Origin of the sequence: Nitrospirillum guaranorum, assembly GCF_034653275.1 — a bacterium.
Lineage (GTDB): Bacteria > Pseudomonadota > Alphaproteobacteria > Azospirillales > Azospirillaceae > Nitrospirillum.
This window is the reverse complement of sequence record NZ_JAYEES010000004.1, coordinates 1459432-1483915: the sequence shown is the minus strand read 5'-3', so window position 1 is coordinate 1483915 and position 24484 is coordinate 1459432. Positions and strand designations below refer to the sequence as shown.

The following is a 24484-nucleotide window of genomic DNA, read 5'->3' as shown; positions in this document are numbered from 1 at the left end:
TAAGGGAGGAAAACATGTCATCGGCATTGCCGCAGCTGAACCAGCTGTTCGGCCTGCAGGGTCGCACCGCCGTTGTCACTGGGGCCGCGACCGGCATTGGGCGGGCGACCGCCCAGCTGTTCGCGGCCGCTGGCGCCACTGTGGCGGCGCTGGACATCAATATCGACAAGGCGGAGGAGTTCGCCAGCGAGGTTCGTGCCCAGGGCGGACGGGCCATCGCCGTCCGTATGGACCAGGGAGACCCGGCAGCTGTCGCGGCGGCCTTCGCGCGGGTGGATCAGGAGCTTCCGAAGATCGACGTGCTGCTGAACTGCGCCGCGATCTATCCCCGCTGCAATTTCGAAACGGTGACGCCCGACTTCCTGGACCGGATGTACGCCATCAACTTCCGCGGCGTGTTCCAGTGCACGCAGGAAGCGGTGAAGCGGATGAAGGTCCACGGTGGCGGTTCCATCATCAACATCTCCTCCGTCACGTCGCTGAAGGCCGGCATCTACGACAACGTGCAGTACGCCATGACCAAGGCGGCGCTGAACGCGCTGACCCAGTCCATCGCCCTGGAATATGCCGAGCACAACATCCGCGTGAATGCCATCCTGCCCGGCGGTGTGGCGACGGAAGCGGCCGCCGCCTCCGTGCAGGTGGGCGACCCGGTGCGCGGTCCCTTCATGCAGCCGGGCCGCGTGCCCTTGGGCAGCCGCAGTGCCGATCCCAATGAGATCGCCAGCGCTTGCCTCTACCTCGCCAGCGGGGCCTCCAGCTTCGTCACCGGCCAGTTGATCGCCGTCGACGGCGGCTTCCTTGTCAGTTGAGGACGCCATGGCCGCTCAATCCGCCATCGCCATCCGCGATTTCGACGACCCCTCTTATGATCCGTTCTCCGCGGACGATGTGAACTTCGGGAATCATCTCGACCCCTATCCCCAGATCGCGCAGTGGCGGCGGCAGGGCGCCGTCCTGAAGGGGGCCTATCGTCCGGCCATGGGGCTTGCGGCGGCGCTGATGCCGGACCGGGAGAATTTTCTGATCGTCGGGACCAATGAGATCAACACCGTCCTGACCGACACCAGCCGTTTCTCCAACGCCGCCTACAAGTTCAACCTGGGCGTCACCTTCGGCCAGGGCAGCATCAGCACCATGGACAATCCGGACCATGGCCGTTGGCGCAAGATCTTCCAGAAAATCTTCCTGCCCCAGTACGTCAGCACCTGGGGCGAGACCATCGTCGACCCGGTGGTCCAGACCCTCATGGGCAAGTTCCTCGACCGAGGCCACGCCGACCTGATCGAGGAATTCACCCTGCGCTATCCCTTCGAGGTCATCTACCGGCAGCTTAACCTACCGCAGAGCGACATCCGTACCTTCCAGCGCCTGGCTCTCGGCCAGACCGACTACGTCAACTACGAGAAGGCGATCGAGGCGGGCCAGAAGCTGGGTGAATACTTCAAAGGCCTGGTGGAGCGGCGGCGGGCGGAGCCTGGCGACGACCTCGTCAGCCTGCTGGCGTTGACCAGCGTGGACGGCGAATACCTGCCCGAGGAAATCCTGATTTCCTTCCTGCGCCAGCTGATGAATGCCGCTGGCGACACGACCTACCGGGGCACCAGCGTGCTGCTGACGGCCTTGCTGGAAAACCCAGCTCAGCTGGAGGCCTTGCGCGAAGACCGCTCGCTGATCCCCCAGGCCATCGAGGAGGCCTTGCGTTGGGACGGGCCGGTGGCCGTGCAGTTGCGCATGGCCGCCTGCGACACACAGCTGGCCGGCGTGGATATTCCGGCGGGGTCCTTGCTGGACGTGGTGGCGGGGGCGGCGAACCGGGATCCGGCGCTTTATCCCGATCCCGACCGCTTCGACATCTTCCGGGCGCGCAAGCCGCACTTCTCCTTCTCACGTGGCCCGCACATCTGCGTGGGTCAGCACCTGGCCAGAGTCGAGATGACCCGGGCGCTGCACGCCGTGCTGGACCATTTGCCGAACCTGCGGCCCGACCCCGACAAACCGCGAGCCGAGATCCGCGGGACCATGATGCGGGTCCCCCGCCATCTCCACGTCCGTTTCGGCGATTGACCCCCAAGGATTTGATCACCATGCCCACGATAAGTGTGACCACCCGAGATGGTCGTGTGGTTCCCGTCAATGCCGAGCTCGGCCGATCCTTGATGGAGGCCATTCGCGGGGCCGGCATTGACGACCTGATGGCGCTGTGCGGCGGCTCCTGCTCCTGCGCCACCTGCCACGTGAAGGTGGACCCGGCCCAGGCCCACCTTATGCCGGCCGCAGGCGAGTACGAGATCGATCTGCTGGACAGCTCCAGCCACCGCGACGCCGCCTCGCGCCTCTCCTGCCAGATCGCCGTCACGGCGGACCTGGATGGCCTGCGCGTGACCATCGCGCCTGAGGATTGAAAGAAGGGACTCGACATGACGTCAGTGAACGACAAGGTGCAGGCGCTGCTGGACGATCTGGTCGCCGGCGGGCGGGAGATCGGCGTGCAGGTCTGCGCCTGGCAGGGCCAGGAACAGATTGTCGACGCGTGGGCCGGTGTGGCCGATCCGGAAACGGGGCGGGCCGTCGATGGCGACACCCTGTTCAACGTCTTCTCGGTGTCCAAGGCCGTCACGGCTGTGGCGGTGCATATGCAGGTGGAACGGGGGTTGATAGCCTACGACGCGCCCCTGGCCGCCTACTGGCCGGATTTCGCCCAGGCCGGCAAGGGCGACGTCACCGTCCGCCATGTGTTGGGCCATGTGTCGGGCGTGTTGCGCATGCCGCCCGACGTCACGCCGGAACTGATGACCAATTGGGATTGGATGTGCCAGCGCATCGCGGAGATGCCGGCCGCCTACCCGGCCGGCAGCCGCTCCTCCTATCAGTCCATGACCTTCGGCTGGCTGCTGGGGGAGATCGTGCGCCGCACTGATCCCAAGCGCCGGCCTTTCGGCCAGTTCGTGAAGGAGGAGATCGCCGACCCGCTGGGCGCCGCCGACCTATGGCTGGGCATACCCGGGACGGTGGAGCATCGCGTCGCCCGCCTGGACGATGTCGCGGTTTACGTGATGCCGGATGGCAACGCCATGCGCGAGGCGCAGCCGCTGGCCGTCGATCTCATGCCCGACCCGTTCGAGCGACCCTATGTGCGCCGGGCCTGCATTCCGGCCGTGGGCGGTATCTTCACCGCGCGCAGCATGGCGCGGTTTTGGGCCATGCTGGCCAACGGCGGCACCCTGGGTGGCGTGCGCTTGCTCTCGGCGGAGCGGGTGGCCGGCTTCGCCGGGCCCAGGCCGCATTTCGACGATGCCGATCCGGTGTTCTTCGGCATGAAGGTTCCCATTGGCTGGGCTGGGTTCTGGCTGGGCGGAGCGGAGGCGCCGCCGGTGTCGTCGCCGCGCAACATGCGGGCGCTGTGCCATCCCGGCATGGGCGGCACCATCGGCTGGGCCGATCCCGACCTGAAGCTGGCCGTGGCCTTCTGCCACAACCGCATGTTCGACACGGTGGATATCACGCAAGACAGCCGCACCATGGTGGGCGACGTCATCCGGGCGGCGCTATGAGCCGCTGGGACTATGTGATCGTTGGGGCCGGCTCCGCCGGCTGCGTCCTTGCCGACCGGCTGTCCGAAAACCCCGCCAACCGGGTGCTTCTGCTGGAAGCGGGACCGGAGGACAAGAGCCCCTTCATCCATATGCCGCGGGGTGCTGCCAAGCTGTACGGCGATCCCCGGCACGTCTGGTACTTCCAGACGGAGGCGCATGGGGACGTGCCGGCTGAGGTTTGGCTGCGCGGCAAGATGCTGGGCGGATCGTCGTCCGTGAACGGCATGATGTATTTCCGCGGCCAGCCGCAGGACTACGACGGTTGGGAAGCCCTGGGCGCCACCGGGTGGGGGTGGAGCGAGATGGGGGCGGCGTTCCGCGCCATCGAGCGCAACGACTTCGCGGGCGACGAGATCAAGGGCGACGGTCCCCTGGGTATCAGCCAGGAGACGGAACGCACCCCCCTGACCGAGGCCTTCATCGCTGCCGGTCAGCAGATGGGCGTGCCCAAGGTGGGTGACCTGAACCTGCCGCGCCAGGAAGGGGTGGGCTACACCACCCGCACCATCTGGAAGGGACGCCGGCAGAGTGCTGCGCAGACCTTCCTGAAGCGGGCGCGCCGGCGCCCGAACCTGCGCGTGGTGACGGGGGCCACCGTCGAGCGCGTCCTGTTCGACGGCCGCCGCGTCACCGGCGTTCGCGTCCAGGTGGCTGGCCAGGTGCAGGACTTCCTGGCGGCGGGGGAGGTCATCCTGTCCGCCGGCGCCCTTATGACGCCGCAGATCCTGCAGCGTTCCGGCGTGGGGCCGGGTAGTCTGCTGAATCCCCTGGGCGTACCGGTGATCGTCGATAGCCCCGGCGTGGGCGAGCACATGCTGGAACACCGGCTGTACATGATGCAGTACGACTTGGCCGGCCCCTACAGCCACAACAGTCAACTGCAGGGCTGGCGGCTGGCCGCCAACGTGCTGCGCTACTATCTGACGCGCACCGGCCCGATGGCGGTCGGTTACGCCAACGTTGGTGCCTTCGCGCGTGTCCTGCGGGACTCGGCCACGCCCGACGTGGAGATCCTGCTGAGCCCAGCCCTGGCGACGCCCGACGCAGCCGGTCGTCTGATCCCGGACCAGGGGCACAGCATCCAGCTGTTCGGCTATCCCCTGCGGTCGCGCAGCGAGGGCTTCGTCCGCATCGCGTCGGACGACCCCCTGCAGCCGGCGCGCATCCGGGCGGGCTACCTGACCGATCCGTATGATTGCGCGGTCACGGTGGCCATGCATCGCTTCATCCGCCGCTGGATGCAGCAACCGGCCATTGCCCCCTTGGTGGCGGGCGAGCGTGAACCGGGCCGGTCACTGATGTCCGATGAGCAGATCCTGTCGGCGTTCCGGGCTCAGGGCCAGGCCGGTTATCACGCCTGCGGTACCTGCCGCATGGGGGACTTCAACGATGCGGTGCTGGACCCACGCCTGCGGGTCAAAGGGGTGTCCGGCCTGCGGGTTATGGATGGCTCCATCATGCCCACGATGGTGTCGGCCAACACCAATGGCCCCATCATGGCTGCCGCCTGGCGGGCGGCGGCGCTGATCCTCGAGGACGGCCGCGGGCGATGAGCCCGGTGTCTTGAGGCGCCGCAACGGGGGCTGCCGTGCGCTTACGCGTTGCACCGCCCGGGCTTCAGGTTCGCTTCGATCCAGGACGATACGTCGGTGACCAGAATGCCCTCGCGTTCGTTAAACGTGCCTGCCTTGCCCCAGGCAACACCGCGGCCCATGGCGAAGGCCGCCCGATATTTGCGCATCATGTTCTGCGGATCGTTTGCCAGCTCCTCCATCAGGAAGGGCACGGTCCATTCGGATCGGCTGAAGGGACGGCCCAGCGTCGCCTCAAGCCTGTCCGCAACCTGGCGATAGGTGACGGTGTCTCCGGCAAGGAAGACGATCTCGTTGCGGATCGTCGGCTCGAAGAATACGATTTCGGCGGTCAGCACCCCGATGTCGTCTGGCGTCGTCAGCGTCACGGCATTTTCGAGACCGCCGAGCGCGTGGACCTCGCTGTTCTCCAGGTCTACGACACCGAATTCAGGCTCGAACAGATAGCTCATGAACATGCCGGTGGAGATGATGACCCAATCGGTCTTGTCCTGCGAGCGTAGCAGTTCGCGCACATCGAGCTGGGCGTCGAAGATGTCTTGCGGGCCGCCGCGACCGATCGCTTCGAAATCGACACCGAACTGCCACGGAAAGTAACGCGGGATCCCGGATTGCAATGCGGCTTTGGCGAGCTTCATCGGCGTGTTGATACCGGCCGCATAGCCAGCACAGCCAATCACCGTGTCATAGCTTGAGAACACCGATGCCAACTCGTCGATCGAGCTGTTCACCAGGTCGCCCACGACGATTTCGATACCCGCCTCGCGGATTTCGGCGACATCGCGCCGCTTGGCGGGGTCGTCGGACTGAACGGCGCTGGCGCGAAGCAGAACGCTGATCCTAGCTCCGTCGATGTTCTTTGCGCGCCGCGCCAGATTGCGGAGGACCGGCATTCCAAGCTCGCCGGCACCCAGCACGAGGATATTCCGTGACTTCATCGTGGAAACAGCGTCATTCATCGTTCTAACTCGTTCAGGATGGGTTGCCGCCTTGATATGGCAGTCCATCGATGAGCGCGAAAGAAGGGCACATGCGTGATACCGCTGCTAGATCGTTAAGCCACGAGGACGTCCTCAAATACTCTCAGACCGTCTGCGACGGTCTGAGGGATGATGATGACGGGGTACGGCGGGAGGTGCTGGCCCATGCCGGAAATCGCTGGTCGCTTGGGGTCATCCACACGCTTGGTGTGTACGGTCAACTCCGCCATACCGAAATTGGCCGGCGCATGCACGGTGTTACGCAACGGATGCTAACGCGCACCCTCCGCCATCTGGAGCGCGATGGTTTGGTGATCCGCCACGACTTCGAGGAGGTCGTTCCTCACGTGGAGTACGCGCTATCCGACACCGGCCTGGAACTGCTGGTCCGGATGGTCCCTCTATGGACGTGGATTGTCGAGAACGTGGATAGCTTTCGGGCGGCGCGAGAAAAATTCGACCGAAACCGCATCGGCGAAGAGCCTTAACGCATGACAAGGCAGCCGGTGAAGGTTCTTCGGAATACCATTTTGGGGCGGCCCGTGGCATAGCGAGAGGCAACGATCCGCTTCGCAGCTCCCGATAGCGGCCCGGCAGGAAAAGGCCAAGTTCCGACTATGAGCTGTCAAAATGGGGATCGTTCTTGGAAGGCCATCCTCCTCGTGAATCATAGACCGATTCTGACCGTCACTTCAAAGTTGGCCCCTATGGGGTTGGGGACCCCGTCGTTCCGCTCTCAGCACAGGTGCATGCCGTTGCACACGGCGCTGCGGTCGACCAGGCCTTGCGGCAAATAGTCGATGGGATGATTGCGGACGCCCTCGGCCAGATGGGTGATGGCATCCAGGTTGGTGTCGAATGCCGCCCAGCACATCCCAAATGTCAGTGACGCGACCGTAAGACCCAACGTGATGCTGGGTCGGCCGGGCTTGCGGCTGGTTGATGTGCCCTCCACACGCGTTTTCATCACCCACTCCTCCCTGGTTATTTTGTTTTGAGGGCTGGGAGGCTACGCCGCCCAACACAGCGGCAGCTGAAGCACGCCGTTGACGGTGCCTGTCTGCTGCACCACCGATTTCGTGTGGTCGACCTCGAAGTCGGGAATGCGCTTCAGCCACTCTTCCAGCAGGATGCGCATCTCCATCCGCGCCAGATTGGCGCCGGCGCAACGATGCGGTCCCCAACCGAAGGTGCCGTTGGCCTTGGGCACACGGGTGAAGTCGACGTCCCCGGCATGCGCGAACTGCTGTTCGTCCAGGCCGTGCAGGCAGTTGGGAACGACGATCAGGTCGCCCGCGCGCAGCAGGACGCCATCCAGTTCCACGTCTTGCGTTGCGGTCCGGACGTTGTTGGCGACGCCGTGCCGGCGCATTAGTTCCTCGACGGCGTAGGAAATCTGCTGCGGGTTCTCGATGATCCAGCGGCGATGCCCCGGATGATCGGCCAGGTAGCGCATCACGAAGGCCATCATGGAGGCGACCGTGTCGAGGCCCGCGAACATGAGCAATGTGCTCATGCCCAGGACTTCCGCATGGGTCAGGGGGCGGCCGTCAATCTGGCTGTGAATGATGGTCGACAGTAGGTCGTCGCCCGGCTCGGCACGCCGCTTGGCGATCCACCGTTCGAGATAGTCGAGGATCTGCTGGAAAGCCGTCTGACGCTGCTGGGCGGTGGGCGAGCGGGAGGAGGCTCGGGCCAGGGCATGCAGTTCTTCGCGGTCATCGACCGGCAGGTTCACGATGGACAGGAAGATGGACAGCGGCATGACCAGCGAGAAGTCGGTGACGAACTCGCAGGCACCCTTGGGCTGAAGCTCCTCGATGATCCTTATCGCCAGGTCACGCGCCAGGACGCCGTACTGCTGCACGGCGGCCGGCCGCAGCGCCGGGTCGATGAGGGCGCGGAAGGCCTTATGCGAGGCGCCGTCCCGCTGGATCGGCAGCATTTCGACCAGAAATTTCTTGGGCGGTATGCCGACTTCCCGGTTCGAGAACACCTCCGACGTGCGGTAGATCCGCTCGATCAAGTCACCGCTGGTCGCGATCCAGTGGCCGCCATGATGGGGTGTCCATAGCAACTGGTGGTTCCTGCCCAACCCCTTCCACGCGAGTTGCGCGTCCTCCGTCCCGCCAGGCAGATCGAAGATGTTGACGTCAATGACGCGCTCCGGTGGGACATGGGCGGGCTTGGGGATCGCGGTCATACTTTCCCTCCTTGCGACGGGTCACCGGTGACGGTCACAACATTTGTTTCAGGGCGAACTTGAGGATCTTACCGGTGGCGTTCATGGGCAGCGCGTCGACGAAGGTGACGCCGCGCGGCACCTTGTAGTTGGCGAGGTTGGTCTTGCTCCAGGCGATGACCTCGGCCTCGGTCAGCGTGGAGCCGGCGCTCCGCACGATGAAGGCATGGCCGACCTCGCCCAGGCGGCCGTCCGGCACGCCGACGACGGCGCAGGCGTGCAGGCCGTCCAGGCTGCCCATCTGGCGCTCGATCTCCGCCGGATAGACGTTGAAGCCGCCGACGATGTACATGTCCTTCAGCCGGTCGGTGATCTTGAGGTAGCCGTCGGCATCGAAGACCCCGATGTCCCCGCTGTGCAGCCAGCCGTCCGCGTCCAGAGCGGCACGGGTGGCCTCGGGACTGTCCAGATATTCGATCAGCAGCTTGTCATCGCGGATCAGGACTTCACCCGCCTGGCCGGCTGGAACAGGGCGGCTGGCGCGGTCGGCCACCCTCACCTCCGTGCCCGGGATGGCCTTGCCCACGGTGTGGGCCACGCGCTCGATATCGTCGTCGGGCAGCGTCTGGGTGGCGGAGCCGCAGCATTCCGTCATGCCGTAGCCGGTAGACACGATGGTGCCGGGCAGTTCCCGCCGCAGGCGCCGCATCAGCTCCATGGGGATGGTGGTCCCGCCCGTGCTGATAAAGCGCAGGCTGCTGATGTCCCAATCGGGGCGGTTGGGATGGGCCAGGACCTCCTGCCACACCGTCGGCGGAGCGGCCATGACGGTGATGCGGTTGGCGGCGATCAGATCCAGGACGGCCTCGCCGTCATAGGCCTCGGGCCAGTAGACGGTGCTGCCGGTCATCAGGCCCGAAACCCACCCCGCCTTGTAAGAGGCGTTGTGGGAGAAGGGGCCGAATACGCAGTAGCGGTCATCGGCCGTCATGCCGGTGATGCCGTGCCAAGCCCGGCCGCCGCCCAGCGAGCGCTTATGGTCGAACAAGGCCCCTTTGGCCTGGCCGGTGGTGCCGGAGGTGAACATGATGTCGGCCCGGTCGTCGGGGGTGACGGCTGCCGCCCGGGCCGCCAGCTGCGCGTCCGTCATGGTGTCGCCATCGGCCAGGAAGGCGTCCCACGTGCGCTCCCGGCCAGCGAGCTTGGTGGGGGGACTGCGCAGGACGATGACGTCACGCAGGTCCGGCATGGCTTCGGACCGCAGCATCTCCGGGTAATAGCGGTTCAGGAAATCGCCGATGCTGACCAGGCGGGTGATGCCGGCCCGGCGGACGATGTCGGCCACCTCGCCCCCCTTCAGGCGCGTATTCAGGGGCACGATCACGCCGCCCACCCGTTGCGCGCCGGCGGCGGCGGCCACCCATTCCGCCATGTTGGGGGCCCAGATCCCGACCCTGTCCCCCTTGGCCAGCCCGCCGCCCAGGAAGGCCTTGGCGACCTGGTCGGCCAGGACGTCCAGGGCGGCGAAGCTGGTCGCCCCGTCCGTCCGGCTGACGAGCGCCGGCTTGGCCCCGTATTTCTGAGCGGCTGTCCTGAGCAGGACGGGGATGGTGGTCATCAGGCAAGGTCCTTGAGGGAAAAGGCTTTTAGGGTCAGCGGGATGCCAGATGGCTGGGCGCCAAGTGGGCGGGAACGTGCGGCAGGAACACGGCCTTCACCTCGGTGAAGCCGTGCAGCCCCTCGATGCCGCCTTCCCGGCCCAGGCCGGACTGTTTGAAGCCGCCGTAGGGCATCGTGTAGTCGATGACCCGGCCGTTCTGGGTGAAGTTGCCGGTGCGAACGCGCCGCGCTATGGCGTAGGCCCGGTCCGTGTCCTGGGTGAACACGCCACCGGACAGGCCATAGGGGCTGTCGTTGGCGATGGCGATGGCCTGCTCTTCGCTATCGTAGGCGATGATGCTGCCCACGGGCCCGAAGATCTCCTCCCGCGCCAGGGGCATGGTGTTGTCCACACCGGTGAACAGGGTGGGCGCCACGAACCAGCCGCGGTCGAGATGCGCCGGGCGGCCGCCGCCCGTCACCAGCGTGGCGCCGTCGTGCTGGCCCTGATCGATGTAGCCCTGCACCCGTTCCATCTGGCGCTTGGCGACCAGGGGCCCCATCTGGGTGCCGGCAGTGAAGGGATCCCCGACCTGGACGGCCTGGAAGGCGGCGGCCATGGCCTCGGTGATGTCCGCCAGGCGCCGGCGCGGCACCAGGATGCGGCTGAAGGCGGCGCACTGCTGGCCGCATAGCCCGATCAGCGTGGGCAGCACGCCGCTGAGGACGGTCTCGACGGGCGCGTCCTCCAGGACGATGGCGGCCGACTTGCCGCCCAGTTCCATGGCGATGCGGGTCATGCGGCCGGCGCAGACGGCGGCGATGTGGCGGCCGGCGGCGGTCGAGCCGGTGAAGCTGACCTTGTCGACGCCGTCGTGCCGGATCAGGTGATCCGCCGCCTCGCGGTTGGAGGGGACCACCGACAGCACGCCGGCGGGCAGCCCGGCCGCGGCGGCGCATTCCGCCAGCAGCAGCGCCTCCAGCGGCGTTTCCGGCGCCGGCTTGGCGATGACGGCGCAGCCGGCGGCCAGCGCTGGCGCCACCTTCAGCAGCAGGGTGGCCAGGGGGGCGTTCCACGGCACCACGGCGGCGGCGACGCCCACCGGCTCACGCACCACCACGCAAGCACCTCCCCGGGCCGGTGTCCGGACCTCTTCAAAGCCCTGGGCCGCCAAGTCGGCGTAGTAATCGAAATAGCCCCGGGCCATGCGCGCGGACGCTTGCGCCTGGGGCAGGGGGATGCCGACCTGCAAGGCCCAGGCGTGGGCGAAATCATCAGCCCTGGCTTCCAGCCGGTCGGCGATGGCCGTGAGGATCTTGGCCCGCTCCGGCCCCGTCATCCGGGGCCAAGGGCCGGTGTCGAAGGCGTGCCGGGCGGCGGCCACGGCGCGGTCCATGTCGGCCGGGCCGGCCTCGGCCACACGCCCCACCAGCTGTTCCGTGGACGGGGAGACGATGTCCAACGCGGCGCTGGACAGGGGGCTGACCCATTCGCCGCCAATAAACAGGCGATCGGGGTGGCTGAGGTTGACGAGGGTGGAGGGGGGCATGGGGCGGAACTCCCAATTCCGAAAAAGGAAAAGGCCCGGGCTGGTGTGACCATGCCCGGGCCCGAGACCGTTAGAACTTGTAGCCGACCTGGACGCCGTACATGCGGGGGTCGCCATAGACGCTGGACTGGAAGCCCAGGCCCTCGGCGATCAGGCCCAGCACGCCGACGCGGTACTGCTTGTCCAGAACGTTGTTGCAGAACAGGGCGGCGTTCAGGCCGGTGTGTTTGATGTCGTTCCACTCCACCCGCATGTTCACCAGCCCATAGGGCGACTGCAGGCCCTGGACCTCGAAATCGTCCAGGTAGATCTGGCTGCGCCAGGTGAAGTTGGCGGTGAACATCGCCTGGCCCAGGCTGGGATCGATGGGGGCGTACAGGGTGCCCGTCACGCCCAGCTGGTGGCGCGGCATGCCGCGCTGGGCGATTTCCGGCAGACCGTTAAGGACGGCCGCGCCCTTTTCGATCTCCACATTCACGTAGGAGTAGAAGCCGGTCAGGCTGAACAGATCCGTGTTGTAGGTGAATTCCAGCTCGCCGCCGGTGTTGCGCTGCTCCGCCGTGTTGTCGATGACGGTGACGATGGTGTCGGGGATGCCGTCGCCGTTGGTGTCGACGCTGGCCGCGCGCTGCTTCTGCACGTCCGACCCGTTTTGCAGGAACAGGGAGGCGCTGCTGGTGAAGCGGCCGTCACCCAGATGGCCGTTGGTCTTCAGGCCGATCTCATACTCGTCCACCTTTTCCGGGCGGAAAGGCTGCAACTGCAGCCAGTTCTGCGCACGGGTGGAGAAACCACCGGAGCGATAGCCGTGCCGGAAGGAGGCGTAGGTGGTCAGGTGGTCGCTGGGCTCATACTGCAGCGTGGCGTCGTAGGTGATCTGGGCGAAGTCGGCATGATTGCTGAAGGCGCACTGCGACATGGGCACGGACTGGATGCCCGGCGTGGCCAAGTCCACGTCGAACTGGCAGCTGTTCAGGTTGGGCAGCGCGTTGGTGACCGTGATCTTCTTCTGGTCCAGATTGTAGCGGATGCCGGACGACAGGCTGATCTCGGGCGTGAACTTATAGGTGCCGGCGGCGAAGGCGGCGTAGGACTGGGAATAGCCCTGGCCGGTCTGCTGCTGGATGAACAGCGACGCGGGCGTGGTCTGGGGCACGCCGGCCCCGGCGAACACCAGCTGGGGCAGGGTGTTGGCGTAGGAACCGTCGATGCCCGTTTCCTTGAAGAAATAGCCGCCCAGGATGTAGGTCAGGTCCTTATTGAAGGCGTTGCCCTGCAACTGCAGCTCCTCGCTGTAGTTGCTGATGCGCGCGAACTGGTAGGGCGTGATGATGAAGGCGGGCAGGCCGTCAAAGTCCTGCACGACGTCGCGGGTCAGGCGGCGCCAGCCGAAGATGTTCTTCAGCGTCAGGTCATCCGACAGGTCGATGGTGGTCTTGTTGGTGATGCCCTGGTTGCTGGTCTTCTCATAGGGCTTGCCCCACGCGTCCAGGTTGCTGCCGTCGCCGGCGCCCATGTCCAACGTGTAGGGGTGCGCCTTGAACAATGCCTGCGCCTGGGCGAATTCCGCTGGGATGTTGGTCGATATGATGCCAGCCTGGCGCAGTTGCTCATAGTTGGTGATCACTGAGGGCTGCGCGATGCTGGTCAGGAACGCGGCGGTGCCGTTTTCATTGCTGCGATACCAGTCATAAATGGTCAGGCTTTCCACCCCTTCCCACGGCTTGGCCATGAGGGAGGCGCGGAAGGTATTGTAGTCGGTGTCGTTGTAGTGGCGGCCGGAACCAACGTCCGTGGCCCATCCCTCGCGGCGGTTGACGTCACCCGCGATACGCAGGGCGAACTTGTCGCCCAGGGGGACGTTCAGCATGGCGTAGCCTTCGCGGGCGTCGTAGTTGCCGAAGGTTCCGCGTACCTCGCCCTCGACGGTGTCCATCTTGGGGTGGGCGGGTTCCACCAGCACGGCGCCGCCCGTCATGTTGCGCCCGAACAGGGTGCCTTGGACACCGCGCAGCACCTGGACGGATTCCAGGTCATAGAAGGCGGTGTTGAAGCCATAAGGTCGGGGCTGCACCACTTCGGCGAAGTAGGTGCCGACGGCCGGGTCGGTGAACAGCTGCGTTTCCTCCGTGCGCTGGCCGCGCATGGAGAACGCGACGTTGTTGCGCTGGGAGAAGGTGCTGGTGATGGCCAGGGCGGGTACGTGGTACTGGAGGTCCTGGACATTGGTCACGCCATCGCGGGTCAGGGCGTCCCCGGAAACGGCGGTCACGGCGATGGGCACGTCCTGCAGGTTTTCCGCACGGCGGCGGGCCGTTACGACCACCTCGGCCAGAAGATCGTCGTTGGCCGGCGCGTCTTGCGTGGCCGCCGGCGCGGGGGAGGAGGGGGAGGTTTGCTGCGCCTTGGCGGGCGTCCCCATCTGGAGTGCCGTGATCGCCGAGGCTGCAAGTAGAGCGTGTCGCAGTTTCATCAAATCCTCCCGTCTATTTTTTCATTTATCAGGCTTCACCGGCCGCTCTGAACGCGAAGCCCCGACCATGGGGCAGCTTGCGGCCCCTATGATTAAGGTTTCCTCAGCAAACCTCTTGCGGTGAGGCTGTGAGCATTTAGACGATGAAGGTCTCGGAACTTTTCTAACTGGGAACGACGGGCCCCGGAAGCGGGCGCATACCCCGAATGGTGAGGGATCGGATAGGCGATTTCGATAACGGGCAAAACGGTTGGGTCAGGTCTCCACCACGACGGGCAGCGACATGATTCCGGCGACGCCGCCATCCACGTGCAGCGCATGCCCCGTCACATACGAGGACGCGTCGGAGGCGAGGAACAGGGCGGGGCCGACGATCTCACGGGCATCACCGAACCGCGCCATGGCGATGGCGTCGCGGAAAATCTTGGCGCGTTGGGGGTGGCCGACGGTGGGTGCCGCCATGTCGGTATCGAAGAAGCCGGGGGCGATGGCATTGCAGGTCACACCCTGCGGAGCGAACTCGGCGGCGACCGCGCGGGTCAGCCCCAGCACGGCATGCTTGCTCGCGGTGTAGGCGGACAGGTTGGGGCGCCCCGTCTCGGCAACATACGAGGCGAAGTTGATGATGCGGCCCCAGCCGCGCGCCGCCATGGCCGGACCGAGAGCGCGGCACAGCAGGTACATCGACGCGACATTGACGTCGAACATCCGTTGCCAGTCCGTCAGCGTCGACGTGGCCAGCGGCCCCCAGCCGGCGATGGCGCCGTTGTTCACAAGGATGTCGATGGCCCGACCGTCGGCTGCCAAGGCTTCGCCCGCCGCCTCGACGGCATCCAGGTCACCCAGGTCGAAGGCCTGGATCCGGGCCTTTGCACCCAGGGCGCGGACTTCATCGGCAACGGCTTCCAGCTTGGCGGTGTCCCGCGCTGCCAGGATCAGGTCGGCACCGGCCTGGGCATAGCCCAGCGCGACGGCCCGGCCCAGGCCGCGAGAGGCGCCGGTGACCAGGGCAGTGCGGCCGGCCAATGAAAACAGCGAGGTCATCTTCACGTCTCCATCCAATAAGAACGGTGATAAGCGCGCATCGCATCCTTGAAAACGGTCCCGCGCCAGTCATCACAGCGGCGATGATTGCGGGCCGGGGACTCCCTGATGGCATCGGGGCGGGCGTAGACAAAAGGGTATGGAAGCCATCCGCCTGGGAGTCCCGCTGGCCGTGTCCCTCATCTCCACCTCCGCGCCCACCCTCGCCTCGACGCCGTTGAGCCCCGTCCTGGGCAGCGTGATCGCCGGCCTTGATCTCGCCGCCGTCCTCGACAACCCGCGGACGATGCGCGCGCTGATCGACCTGCTGCACCAGCGCGGCGTCCTGGTCATCAAGGGCCAGGCGTTGTCGGATGCGGAGTACGTCCGTTTTGGACGCCAATGGGGGCGTCCCCTGGAATTCTTCATCAAGGAGCATCGTGGCCAGGAGCATCCGGAGATGATCCGGATCAACAACGACCCGGCCACGCCGCTCGCCATGCGGGATGGCGCCGTTCACTGGCATTCCGACGGTAGTTATGAGGCGGAGCCGGCGGCGATCACCATGCTGTATGGCAAGGAAGCCCCGCGCGACGGCGGGGAGACGCTGTTCGCCAGCACGGCCGCTGCCTTCGACGCCTTGCCGGTCAGCCGCCAGATGGCGCTGGAGGGCTTGGTCGCCATCCACGAGTTGGGGGCGGCCCCCTGGATCGAGGGTGAAACGCCGCCGGACCCCAACCGGCCCAAGCGGGACATGCCCCGGCAACGCCACCCCCTGATCATGCGCCATCCGGTGACTGGGCGGCGGGCCTTGTTCACGTCAGGGACCGCCTGCGGCGTCGACGGCATGGACCAGGATGCCGCCACAACACTAATCCGGCACCTGCGGACCCATGTGGTCCAGACGCAATTTCGCATCAGCTACAAAGTGCTGCCGGGCGACATCGTGCTTTGGGACAACTACAGCACCGTCCACAGCGCGACCCCCATCGTCTATTCGGACGCCGAGGGGGAGCGCCGCCTGCTGTACCGCATCAGCACCAAGGGCGTGCCGGCCCTGTTCCGGTAGGACGCCATGGCGCGGCCGGCCTGTTGAAACAATAAAAAGCGGAGGAGGAATTATGGCGCCGGTTGAGGCCGATTACATCGTCATTGGCGCGGGATCAGCGGGATGCGTCCTGGCCAACCGGCTGTCGGCGGATGGCCGGACCCGCGTGCTGTTGCTGGAGGCTGGGGGTGATGACCGGCCGCTCCATAGCCCGATGCAGTTCGTCAGCAACGTCAACATCCACCTGCCGGCTGGTTTCACACGGCTGCTGTCGGATCCCAAGGTCAACTGGAACTACAAGAGCGAGCCGGACCCCAGCACGGACGGCCGGCGCTACGCCGTCCCCCGGGGCAAGGTCCTGGGCGGCTCATCGTCCATCAACGGTATGCTGTACATGCGCGGGCTACCGGAGGACTACGACGGTTGGCGGCAGCTGGGATGCGTCGGCTGGGCCTGGTCCGATCTCGAGCCGCTGTTTCGCCGGGTGGAAAACCAGGCGGGGCGATCGGATGATCCGGGTGCCGGCAAGGGCGGGCCCCTGGATGTGACCGACCCCCAGATCCATCACCCCATGCTGGAGGCGATGTTGCGGGCATTTCAGGAGGCGGGGGCGCCCTTGAGCCCCGATCTTAACGGGCCGGCGCGCGAAGGGGTCATGCGCACGCGCCTGAACATCAGCAAGGGGCTGCGCCGCTCCACCGCCGTCACCTACCTGCATCCGGCCTTGCGCCGTCCCAACCTGTGGCTGGAGATCCGCGCCCAGGCAACCCGCCTGCTTTTTGAGGGCCGACGTGTCGTGGGTATCGAATACATGCAGGACGGCCGACTGATGACCGCCAAGGCCAAGCGCGAGGTGCTGTTGTCAGGCGGCTCCATCGCGTCGCCCCAACTGCTGGAGGTATCGGGTATCGGCCAGGCCCAGCGTCTGGCGGCCTTGGGCATCACGCCGGTCATCGATAGCCCGGGTGTGGGTGAAAACCTGGCCGACCACTATTCCTGCTCGGTCAAGGCAAGGCTGCGCCCGGGCGCCCCCAGCTTCAACGCCCTGTCGCGGGGGGCGGGGCTGATGGGGCAGATGCTGCGCTATATGATGGACCGCTCCGGTCTCCTGGCCCTGGGCGGCTCCAACCTCACGGCTTTCCTGAAGTCGGACCCGGCGATGGACCTGCCCGATCTGCAGTTCTTCGCCAGCCCGGGCACCGTGGATGGGGCCGCCACCCTCAAGACCGGGCGTGTCACCATGGAACGGGAACCGGGCATCACCATTGCCAGCTATGTCATGCGCCCGCGGTCGCGCGGCAGTGTCCACGTGCGCAGCGCCGATGTGCGGGAGACGCCCGCCATCTTGCCGCATTATCTTGAGGATGAGGCGGACCAGCGCATCATGGTCGCCGGTATCGCCTGGTGCCGGCGGGTGCTGAAGCAACCAGCCCTGGCTCCCTACCTGGACCATGAGCTGATCCCCGGCACCGAGCGCCAGGGTGATGAGGCGTTGCTGGCCTTCGCCCGCAAGACGGGGACCACCGCCTATCATCCCGTCGGCACCTGCGCCATGGGTGGCGATGACCGGAGCGTGCTGGACGCGCGCCTTCGGGTGCGGGGGATAGCGGGGTTGCGGGTGGTCGACGCCTCGGTCATGCCCAGCCTGGTGTCGGCCAACACGCACGCGCCGACGGTGGTGATCGCCGAAAAGGCCGCGGACATGATCCGCGAGGACGCGGCCTGAGTTTAAATAACGCCCTCCGCCCGTAGCCCCGCCAGCGTGTCAGCATCGAAGCCCAGTTCCTGGGCCAGCACAGCATCGGTGTGCTGGCCCAGCATGGGCGGGGCGTCATAGCGGGTGATGGGCGTGGTGGAGAAGTGCAGCGGGTTGCGCAGTACCTGCAGATCCGGCGCCAGCGGGTGAGGGGCCGGCACGGCCATGCCGCGATGGCGCATCTGCGGGTCGGCGAAGACCTGATCCAGGGTGTTGATCGGCCCGCTGGGTATGCCGAAGGCGTCCAGCCGCTCCAGCCAGTGGCCGACGGTGTTCTGGCGGAAAATGGCGTCGAACTCGGCCGTCAGGGCGTCGCGGTTTTCCACACGCAGGATGTTGGTGTGGAACAGGGGATGTGTGGCGAGGTCCGGCCGTTCCACCGCGTCGCACAGCCGCCCGTACTGAACGTCGTTGCCGGCGGTCAGCATGATGGCGCCGTCGCTGCACGGGAACAGGGTGGAGGGCATGCCGCCGTTACCCTGGGTGCCCCGGCGCACCGGCACCTCACCCGACGTCAGATAGATCTGGGCATAGTGCGACAGCGCAGCCACCATGCAGTCCAGCAAGGCCACGTCGATGTACTGGCCCACCCCGCCATTGGCGTCCCGGCTGTACAGGGCGGCCAGGATGGCGTTGGACACGTTCAGGCCCGTAATGACGTCGGCGATGCTGGGGCCCACCTTCATCGGCCCCCCGCCCGGCTTATGGTCCGGGTGGCCGGTGACGCTCATCAGGCCGCTCTGCCCCTGGAAGACAGCGTCGTAGCCGGGCTTCTTGGCATAGGGGCCCGATTGGCCATAGCCGGTGACGGAACAGTAGATGACACCGGGATTGAGGGCGCGGATGGACTCGTAATCCAGGCCGTAACGCTTCAGATCGCCGACCTTGTAGTTTTCCAACACCACGTCGGCCTTGGCCGCCAGCTGTCGAATGATGTCCTGGCCCCTGGCGCATGCGATGTTGACCGTGACCGACCTTTTGTTGCGATTCGCGGAGAGATAGAAGGCATTCTCCCGGGTAGGTTGCCCATCGGGGCCCCTGAGGTAAGGGGCGCCGAAGACCCGCGAGTCATCGCCGGTGCCCGGCCGTTCCACCTTGATGACGTCGGCGCCCAGGTCGGCCAGCATTTGCGCTGCCAGAGGGCCCGCCAGCACCCGAGACAGGTCCAGGACCCGAACGCTGGTCAACGGCAGATCGGCCATGTGAGTCTTCCTTTTTCTTGAATGCCACGGGGTGGCGGCACCCACGTCGCGTTCCCCTTTCCGCCGTTCCACACCGTCGTGCGCGCGGTTGGCAAGGGGATGGGCTCTCCGCACCGCACCTGTTCACATCCGCGATATACGGGATGGAACAGGCCGCCAGCGGCGCCATCGCTCCCATGATGGGAAGGGCTTTTGCGGCACCCATGCTCGCGGCATCGCCATGGACGCAGTAAATCGGCTCCACCGCACCGTTAAGGGTGGGACAGGGGTAGAGGGCCGCATCCATGGACGAAATTCTGCGCGACATGCCGGCGCCGGGGGTTTGCCGCCTGACGCTCAACCGCCCGGACGCCTTGAACGCCCTGGCCTACAGCACCTACGAGGCCTTGATCGCCGCGCTGGAGGCCGTGCGCTTCGACCCCACCGTCCAGGTGGTGATCCTCACCGGTGCCGGCCGGGCCTTTTGCGCGGGGCATGACTTGCGCAGCGGCGGCAACCCCGCCTGGGTGCCGGAAGGGCAGGGCAAGGCCCAGACCAGCCGGGCCATCCTGGCGAAGCTGGGCAGCATCCCATTGCTGATGCGCGCCTTGCCACAGCCGATCATCGCCGCCGTGAACGGTGTCACGGCGGGGGCCGGCTACTCCCTGGCCCTGGCGGCCGACATCGCCATCGCCGCGCGCTCGGCCCGCTTCGTCAACGCCTTCCATAACGCCGGCACGGGGCATGAACTGGGGCTCAGCTACCTCCTTCCCCGGGCCGTGGGCGCCCAGCGCGCGGCCGAGCTGCTGCTGACCGGCCGGTCGGTGCCGGCGGAGGAGGCGGCCGCCATCGGCCTCGTGCTGAGGACGGTGGAGGATGATCGCCTGATGGACGAGGCGCTGGCCCTTGCTGCCAGCGTCCAGGCCAACAGCCCCATCGGCATCGCCTTGACCAAGCAGACCCTGTGGCTGAACGCCGATGCGGGCAGCCTGCAGGCGGCGATGGAGTTGGAGAACAGGGCCATCTTCATCAGCCAGTCGACCGAGGACACCGCCGAAAAGCGCAAGGCCTTCTTCGAGAAGCGTGCGCCTGTCTTCGTCGGGCGCTGAGCCATGGAAGCGTTGTTCCAGCCCCTCACCATCCGGGGGACGCGGCTGGCCAACCGGGTGGTGATGGCGCCCATGTCCCGCTATCAGTGCCCGGGCGGCGTACCTAGCGCCGAGGTGGCCGCCTACTACCGCCGGCGGGCCGCAGCCGGTGTCGGCCTGATCATCACCGAGGGCGTTGGCATCGATCATCCGCAAGCGGTGGACCACCCCGGCGTGCCGCGTCTCCATGGCGAGGCGGCGCTGGCTGGCTGGCGCATCGTGGTCGACGGGGTGCACGCGGCCGGAGGCGCCATCTGGGCGCAGCTGTGGCATCAGGGGCCGATGTGGAACGTTGAATATGCCGGCGACACTTCCGGCACCCACCGCCTCGCCCTACGTCCCTCGGGCATCTGGGGGCCGGCCGACGGCATCATTTCCATCCCGCATGAGGCGCGGTCAAGGGCGGCAACGCCAACCCGCCCCATGACCGACGGCGAAATCCAGGACGTGATCGACGCTTATGCCCGATCCGCCCTGCAAGCGCGGGAACTGGGTTTCGACGGCATCGCCGTCCACGGTGCCCACGGTTACCTGATCGACAGCTTTCTGTGGCGCTACACCAACCGGCGGCTGGACCGCTGGGGTGGGGATGCCGGCAGACGGGCCGCGTTCGGCGCCGCCGTCATCCGCGCCATCCGCGCCGCCGTGGGGACGGAGGTGCCGATCGCCCTGCGCCTCTCCCAGTTCAAGATGCAGGACTATACGGCGCGCATCGCCGATACGCCGGACGAGTTGGCGGCATTGCTGGCGCCCCTGGCGGAGGCCGGTGTCGATGTCTTCGATGGCAGCCAGCGCTTTTTCGATAGCCCGCTTTTCGCCGGCTCCATCCTGAACTTGGCGGGTTGGTGCCGCACGCTGACGGGTCGGCTGGCCATGACGGTCGGTGGCGTGGGCTTCGGCAAGGGACGCGGCCTGGCCAAGCACATCGACGACAGCCAAGCGGTGGATGACAACCTGCCCCTGGTGATCGAGCGGTTCGGGCGCGGGGAGTTCGACCTCGTGGGCGTGGGGCGCGCGCTGCTCAACGATCCCGAATGGCTGCTCAAGGCCCGGGCGGGCCAGCCCTTCAAGCCTTTCGACCCTGAAAACCTGAAACGACTGACCTGAGGGCATGATGGACGATGTGCTCCGTCGGCTGGACCGGCTGGAATCCTTGGCCGCCATTCAGCAATTGCCCGTCCGTTACGCCTTGGCGGTGGATGGCCGGGACTTGGACGCGTGGGTGGGCCTGTTCGTGAACGACGTGGATTGCGGACGCCATGGCAAGGGACGACCGGTCCTGCGCGGCATCATCGAACCGCAGTTGCGCACGTTCTACCGGTCCATCCATTTGATCTGCGGTCACCGGGTGGATTTCGCCGACGCCGACCATGCCACCGGCGCCGTCTATTGCCGGGCGGAGCATGAGGACGCTGGGCGCTGGGTCATCATGGCCATCATCTATTTCGACGATTACGCCCGGCGCGATGGGCGGTGGTTCTTCACCCGCCGGCGGGAAAAGCACTGGTATTGCGCCGACTGGTCGGCACGACCCACCGCCCCATTCCAGGACTGGCCCAATCATGACCTGCCGCCCCGGCTGCCGGCCGACTTCCCCCAATGGCGCGATTTCTGGGCGGGCGGCGATGTCGCGAACGTCACCCAATTGACGGAGGAACCGATATGGTGAAGCGGCGCTTCGCCGGGCGCCCGGTGCTGGTCACCGGCGGCGCGTCCGGTATCGGTCGGGCCACGGCCCTGGCTTTCGCGTCCGAGGGCGCGCGGGTGGTCATCGGCGATCTGGATGCGGCCGGCGGCGCCGCGGTCGTTGACGAGATCCAGGCCGCCGGCGGGCTGGCGCGGTTCATCGCCGCCGACTGCACGCGGGAAGAAGACGTGGCCGCTTTGGTCGCCGGCGCGGTGGCGGCGTTCGGCCCCCTGGCCCACGCGGTCAACAACGTCGGCCTTTCCCGGCCCGGCACGATCGAGACCACGACGCGGGAGGACTGGGACTGGACCCTGGCCACCACGCTGACGGCCACTTGGCTGGGGATGAAGCACCAGTTGCCGGTGATGCTGGCCAACGGGGGCGGCGCCATCGTCAACACCGCGTCCATGTCGGGCAAGGTGGTCACGCCAGCGGCCCCGCCGGCCTATGGCGCGGCCAAGGCCGCGGTCGTGCATCTGACGGCCTACGCCTCGGCCCTGTACGCCGCGCGCGGCGTGCGGGTCAACAGCGTCTCCCCCGGCTTGGTGGCCACGCCGGTCATCGCCCGCATGTTCACGGCCGAGCAGCAGGCCGAAATTGCCGGGGGCGGCCAGTCCATCGCCCGGGCGGTGCAGCCGGCGGAGATCGCGGCCACCGTCCTTTTCCTGTGCAGCGACGATGCCGCCATGATCACCGGCACGGATACCGAGGTCTGCGGCGGGCGCCGGGCCTAGGGGGGCGGGCCTGATCGGATAGGCGATGAGGTGCCGGTTTTCAGCAGCGCCGCTGGTCCCAACCAGACGCCGCTCCCTAGGATCAAGGGAACACAAGCACCGGCACCTTTCGCGCCGGACAGGACGACGACACGCATGACGCTACCCCAAGCAAAGCCCGCTCCGACCCATCCGGCTGATGTGCCGGAGGCCGTGCAACAGGCCATACGGACCCTCATCGAATGGGCGGGCGACGATCCCGGCCGCGAAGGTCTGGAAGACACGCCCAAGCGGGTGGCGCGGGCCTGGCGGGACTATTGCCGCGGCTATGGCGAGGATCCGGGCCGCCACCTGGACCGGGTGTTCTACGAGGTCGGCGGTTATGACGAGATCGTCCTGCTGAAGGACATTCCCTTCCAGTCCCACTGCGAACATCACATGGCGCCCATCGTGGGCAAGGCGCACATCGCCTATCTGCCCCGCAACCATGTGGTCGGCATCTCCAAGCTGGCGCGGGTGCTCCACGCCTACGCCCGCCGCCTGCAGGTGCAGGAGCGCCTGACGGCGGAGGTCGCCGACTGCATCTGGGAACACCTGAAGCCCCAGGGTGTGGCGGTGGTGATCGAGGCGACGCATGGCTGCATGACATCGCGCGGGGTGAACACTCCCAACGTCGCCATGAAGACCAGCCGGATGATGGGTGTTTTCCGGGACGAAGAGAAGAGCCGGAAGGAAGTGCTGAAGCTGATGGGCATCTGACGCCCCGGCCCCGCTATTCATGAGGAAGAAGATGCGCGACTGGAATGCGCTGTCCGACGAGGCGTTCCGACAGGCGGCCCGTGATTTCATCAAGGCGCACTGCCCGCCCGAGCTGCGGCGGGGGGAGGAGCATGTGCGCTGGGCCCAGGCCCGGGGCTGGTACCAGGCCATGGCGGAACACGGTTGGCTCGCGCCTGGCTGGCCGGCCGAACACGGCGGCATGGCGCTGAAGCCGGCCAAGCACCTGATTTATCTGGAGGAATGGGCGCGCGCGGGCATCTCGCGCGTTATGGAGCAGGGCGTGCTGAACGTGGGGCCGGTGCTGCTGGCCCACGGCACGCCGGAGCAGGTGTCCCATTATCTTCCCCGCATCCTGTCGGGCGAGGATCTGTGGTGCCAGGGATTCTCGGAGCCGGGCGCCGGATCGGACCTGGCGGGTTTGAGGACTGAGGCGCACCTTGAGGGCGATACGTTCATCCTCAACGGCCATAAGATTTGGACCTCCGGCGCCGTCGATGCCAATCACATCTTCGTCCTGACACGCACCGACAAGACGGTGAAGAAACAGGCCGGCATCAGCTTCATCCTGGTGGACATGAACCAGCCGGGCGTCACGGTGAAACCCATCGTGACCGTCAACGGCGATGCCGAATTCGCCGAGGTGTTCCTGGACGATGTGCGGGCCCCCGCCGCCAACCTGGTGGGCGGCCTCAACAACGGTTGGCGGGTGGCGCAGTCCCTACTGGGGTTCGAGCGGGTCTGGGCCGGGTCGCCCCACATGGGGCGCCAGGCCATGGACCGGCTGGTGCGGGTGGCCCGGCTGGCGGGCCGGGACCGCGACCCGGCCATCATCGACCGCATCGCCCAGCTGCAGTTGGACCTGGCGGACAACAGCGAGATGTATGAACGCCTGGCCCAGGAAATCCGCGCGGGGCACAGCTTTGGCTTTGAGGTTTCCACCCTGAAGATCGTGGCGACCGAGACCTATGCCCGCATCACCGAGCTGACGCTGGAGATCGCGGGGGAGCAGGGCGGCCTGTCGGGCGCGGCGCCCTTCGCTGATGGCCCCGTTTTCCGGGGAGAGGCTGACCTGCTGCGCGATTACCTGACGGCGCGGGCCCCCATGATTTACGGCGGCACGGTGCAAATTCATCGCAACATCCTGGCCAAGCGCGTGCTTGGCCTGCCCGCGTGAGA

General features: G+C 66.6%; 22 protein-coding genes. 14 read left to right on the top strand and 8 right to left on the bottom strand.

Features of this window, described 5'->3' with window-relative positions; genetic code table 11:
- Positions 1–14: 14 nt before the first annotated feature.
- Genes UAJ10_RS28260 through UAJ10_RS28240 form a run of 5 tightly spaced genes read left to right on the top strand, consistent with a single transcriptional unit; the run spans position 15 to position 5149 of the window.
- On the top strand, positions 15–812 hold the full coding sequence (locus UAJ10_RS28260; RefSeq protein ID WP_322918719.1) for an SDR family NAD(P)-dependent oxidoreductase: 798 nt from the start codon (positions 15–17) through the stop codon (positions 810–812).
- A gap of 7 nt (positions 813–819) precedes the next feature.
- Positions 820–2067 carry a cytochrome P450 gene (locus UAJ10_RS28255; protein ID WP_322918718.1) on the top strand — a complete coding sequence of 416 codons (1248 nt, stop codon included), beginning with the start codon at positions 820–822 and terminating at the stop codon, positions 2065–2067.
- 20 nt (positions 2068–2087) lie between these two features.
- On the top strand, positions 2088–2405 hold the full coding sequence (locus tag UAJ10_RS28250; protein WP_322918717.1) for a 2Fe-2S iron-sulfur cluster-binding protein: 318 nt from the start codon (positions 2088–2090) through the stop codon (positions 2403–2405).
- A 15-nt stretch (positions 2406–2420) separates the two neighbouring features.
- Positions 2421–3554 (top strand): serine hydrolase domain-containing protein, encoded by a 1134-nt coding sequence (locus tag UAJ10_RS28245; RefSeq protein WP_322918716.1) that lies wholly within the window; start codon positions 2421–2423, stop codon positions 3552–3554.
- Positions 3551–5149: a GMC family oxidoreductase gene (locus UAJ10_RS28240; RefSeq protein WP_322918715.1), complete on the top strand. Its 1599-nt coding sequence runs from the start codon at positions 3551–3553 to the stop codon at positions 5147–5149. Before UAJ10_RS28245 ends, UAJ10_RS28240 begins: the two co-directional genes overlap by 4 nt.
- 41 nt (positions 5150–5190) lie before the next feature.
- On the opposite strand, the gene UAJ10_RS28235 is transcribed toward UAJ10_RS28240, so the two are convergent.
- Entirely contained in the window at positions 5191–6147 is a 957-nt protein-coding gene (locus UAJ10_RS28235) for an aromatic alcohol reductase (protein WP_322918714.1), read from the bottom strand.
- A gap of 50 nt (positions 6148–6197) precedes the next feature.
- On the opposite strand from UAJ10_RS28235, the gene UAJ10_RS28230 reads away from it, so the two are divergent.
- Entirely contained in the window at positions 6198–6656 is a 459-nt protein-coding gene (locus UAJ10_RS28230) for a winged helix-turn-helix transcriptional regulator (RefSeq protein WP_322918712.1), read from the top strand.
- 248 nt (positions 6657–6904) lie between these two features.
- On the opposite strand, the gene UAJ10_RS28225 is transcribed toward UAJ10_RS28230, so the two are convergent.
- The 6 genes from UAJ10_RS28225 to UAJ10_RS28200 form a co-directional block, all read right to left on the bottom strand.
- Complete coding sequence (locus UAJ10_RS28225) at positions 6905–7135, bottom strand: hypothetical protein (RefSeq protein ID WP_322918711.1); 231 nt, start codon at positions 7133–7135, stop codon at positions 6905–6907.
- A gap of 42 nt (positions 7136–7177) precedes the next feature.
- A complete protein-coding gene (locus tag UAJ10_RS28220) occupies positions 7178–8371 on the bottom strand; it encodes a cytochrome P450 (protein WP_322918710.1) in 1194 nt (397 codons plus the stop codon).
- Positions 8372–8405: 34 nt separating this feature from the next.
- A complete protein-coding gene (locus UAJ10_RS28215; RefSeq protein ID WP_322918709.1) occupies positions 8406–9968 on the bottom strand; it encodes an AMP-binding protein in 1563 nt (520 codons plus the stop codon).
- Positions 9969–10002: 34 nt separating this feature from the next.
- On the bottom strand, positions 10003–11499 hold the full coding sequence (locus UAJ10_RS28210; RefSeq protein ID WP_322918708.1) for an aldehyde dehydrogenase: 1497 nt from the start codon (positions 11497–11499) through the stop codon (positions 10003–10005).
- 70 nt (positions 11500–11569) lie between these two features.
- Complete coding sequence (locus UAJ10_RS28205) at positions 11570–13972, bottom strand: TonB-dependent receptor (RefSeq protein WP_322918707.1); 2403 nt, start codon at positions 13970–13972, stop codon at positions 11570–11572.
- Positions 13973–14227: 255 nt separating this feature from the next.
- Positions 14228–15016, bottom strand: a complete 789-nt coding sequence (locus UAJ10_RS28200) for an SDR family NAD(P)-dependent oxidoreductase (RefSeq protein ID WP_322918706.1) — start codon at positions 15014–15016, stop codon at positions 14228–14230.
- Positions 15017–15155: 139 nt separating this feature from the next.
- On the opposite strand from UAJ10_RS28200, the gene UAJ10_RS28195 reads away from it, so the two are divergent.
- Complete coding sequence (locus UAJ10_RS28195; RefSeq protein ID WP_322918705.1) at positions 15156–16064, top strand: TauD/TfdA dioxygenase family protein; 909 nt, start codon at positions 15156–15158, stop codon at positions 16062–16064.
- Between the two features lie 52 nt (positions 16065–16116).
- The gene (locus tag UAJ10_RS28190; protein WP_322918704.1) at positions 16117–17769 is read left to right on the top strand and encodes a GMC family oxidoreductase; all 1653 of its coding nucleotides are present in this window, start codon (positions 16117–16119) and stop codon (positions 17767–17769) included.
- 2 nt (positions 17770–17771) lie between these two features.
- On the opposite strand, the gene UAJ10_RS28185 is transcribed toward UAJ10_RS28190, so the two are convergent.
- Positions 17772–19001 carry a CaiB/BaiF CoA transferase family protein gene (locus UAJ10_RS28185; RefSeq protein WP_322918703.1) on the bottom strand — a complete coding sequence of 410 codons (1230 nt, stop codon included), beginning with the start codon at positions 18999–19001 and terminating at the stop codon, positions 17772–17774.
- A 284-nt stretch (positions 19002–19285) separates the two neighbouring features.
- On the opposite strand from UAJ10_RS28185, the gene UAJ10_RS28180 reads away from it, so the two are divergent.
- The 6 genes from UAJ10_RS28180 to UAJ10_RS28155 all read left to right on the top strand — a co-directional run bounded on the left by UAJ10_RS28180 (position 19286) and on the right by UAJ10_RS28155 (position 24482).
- Positions 19286–20089 (top strand): enoyl-CoA hydratase-related protein, encoded by an 804-nt coding sequence (locus UAJ10_RS28180; RefSeq protein ID WP_322918702.1) that lies wholly within the window; start codon positions 19286–19288, stop codon positions 20087–20089.
- Between the two features lie 3 nt (positions 20090–20092).
- Positions 20093–21235, top strand: coding sequence for an oxidoreductase (locus tag UAJ10_RS28175; protein WP_322918701.1), 1143 nt, complete (start codon positions 20093–20095; stop codon positions 21233–21235).
- A gap of 7 nt (positions 21236–21242) precedes the next feature.
- The gene (locus UAJ10_RS28170; RefSeq protein ID WP_322918700.1) at positions 21243–21797 is read left to right on the top strand and encodes a nuclear transport factor 2 family protein; all 555 of its coding nucleotides are present in this window, start codon (positions 21243–21245) and stop codon (positions 21795–21797) included.
- The gene (locus UAJ10_RS28165) at positions 21791–22549 is read left to right on the top strand and encodes an SDR family NAD(P)-dependent oxidoreductase (RefSeq protein ID WP_322918699.1); all 759 of its coding nucleotides are present in this window, start codon (positions 21791–21793) and stop codon (positions 22547–22549) included. Before UAJ10_RS28170 ends, UAJ10_RS28165 begins: the two co-directional genes overlap by 7 nt.
- A 135-nt stretch (positions 22550–22684) precedes the next feature.
- Positions 22685–23287 (top strand): GTP cyclohydrolase I FolE, encoded by a 603-nt coding sequence (gene folE / locus UAJ10_RS28160; protein ID WP_322918698.1) that lies wholly within the window; start codon positions 22685–22687, stop codon positions 23285–23287.
- Positions 23288–23318: 31 nt separating this feature from the next.
- Positions 23319–24482, top strand: a complete 1164-nt coding sequence (locus UAJ10_RS28155) for an acyl-CoA dehydrogenase family protein (protein WP_322918697.1) — start codon at positions 23319–23321, stop codon at positions 24480–24482.
- Positions 24483–24484: the final 2 nt, after the last annotated feature.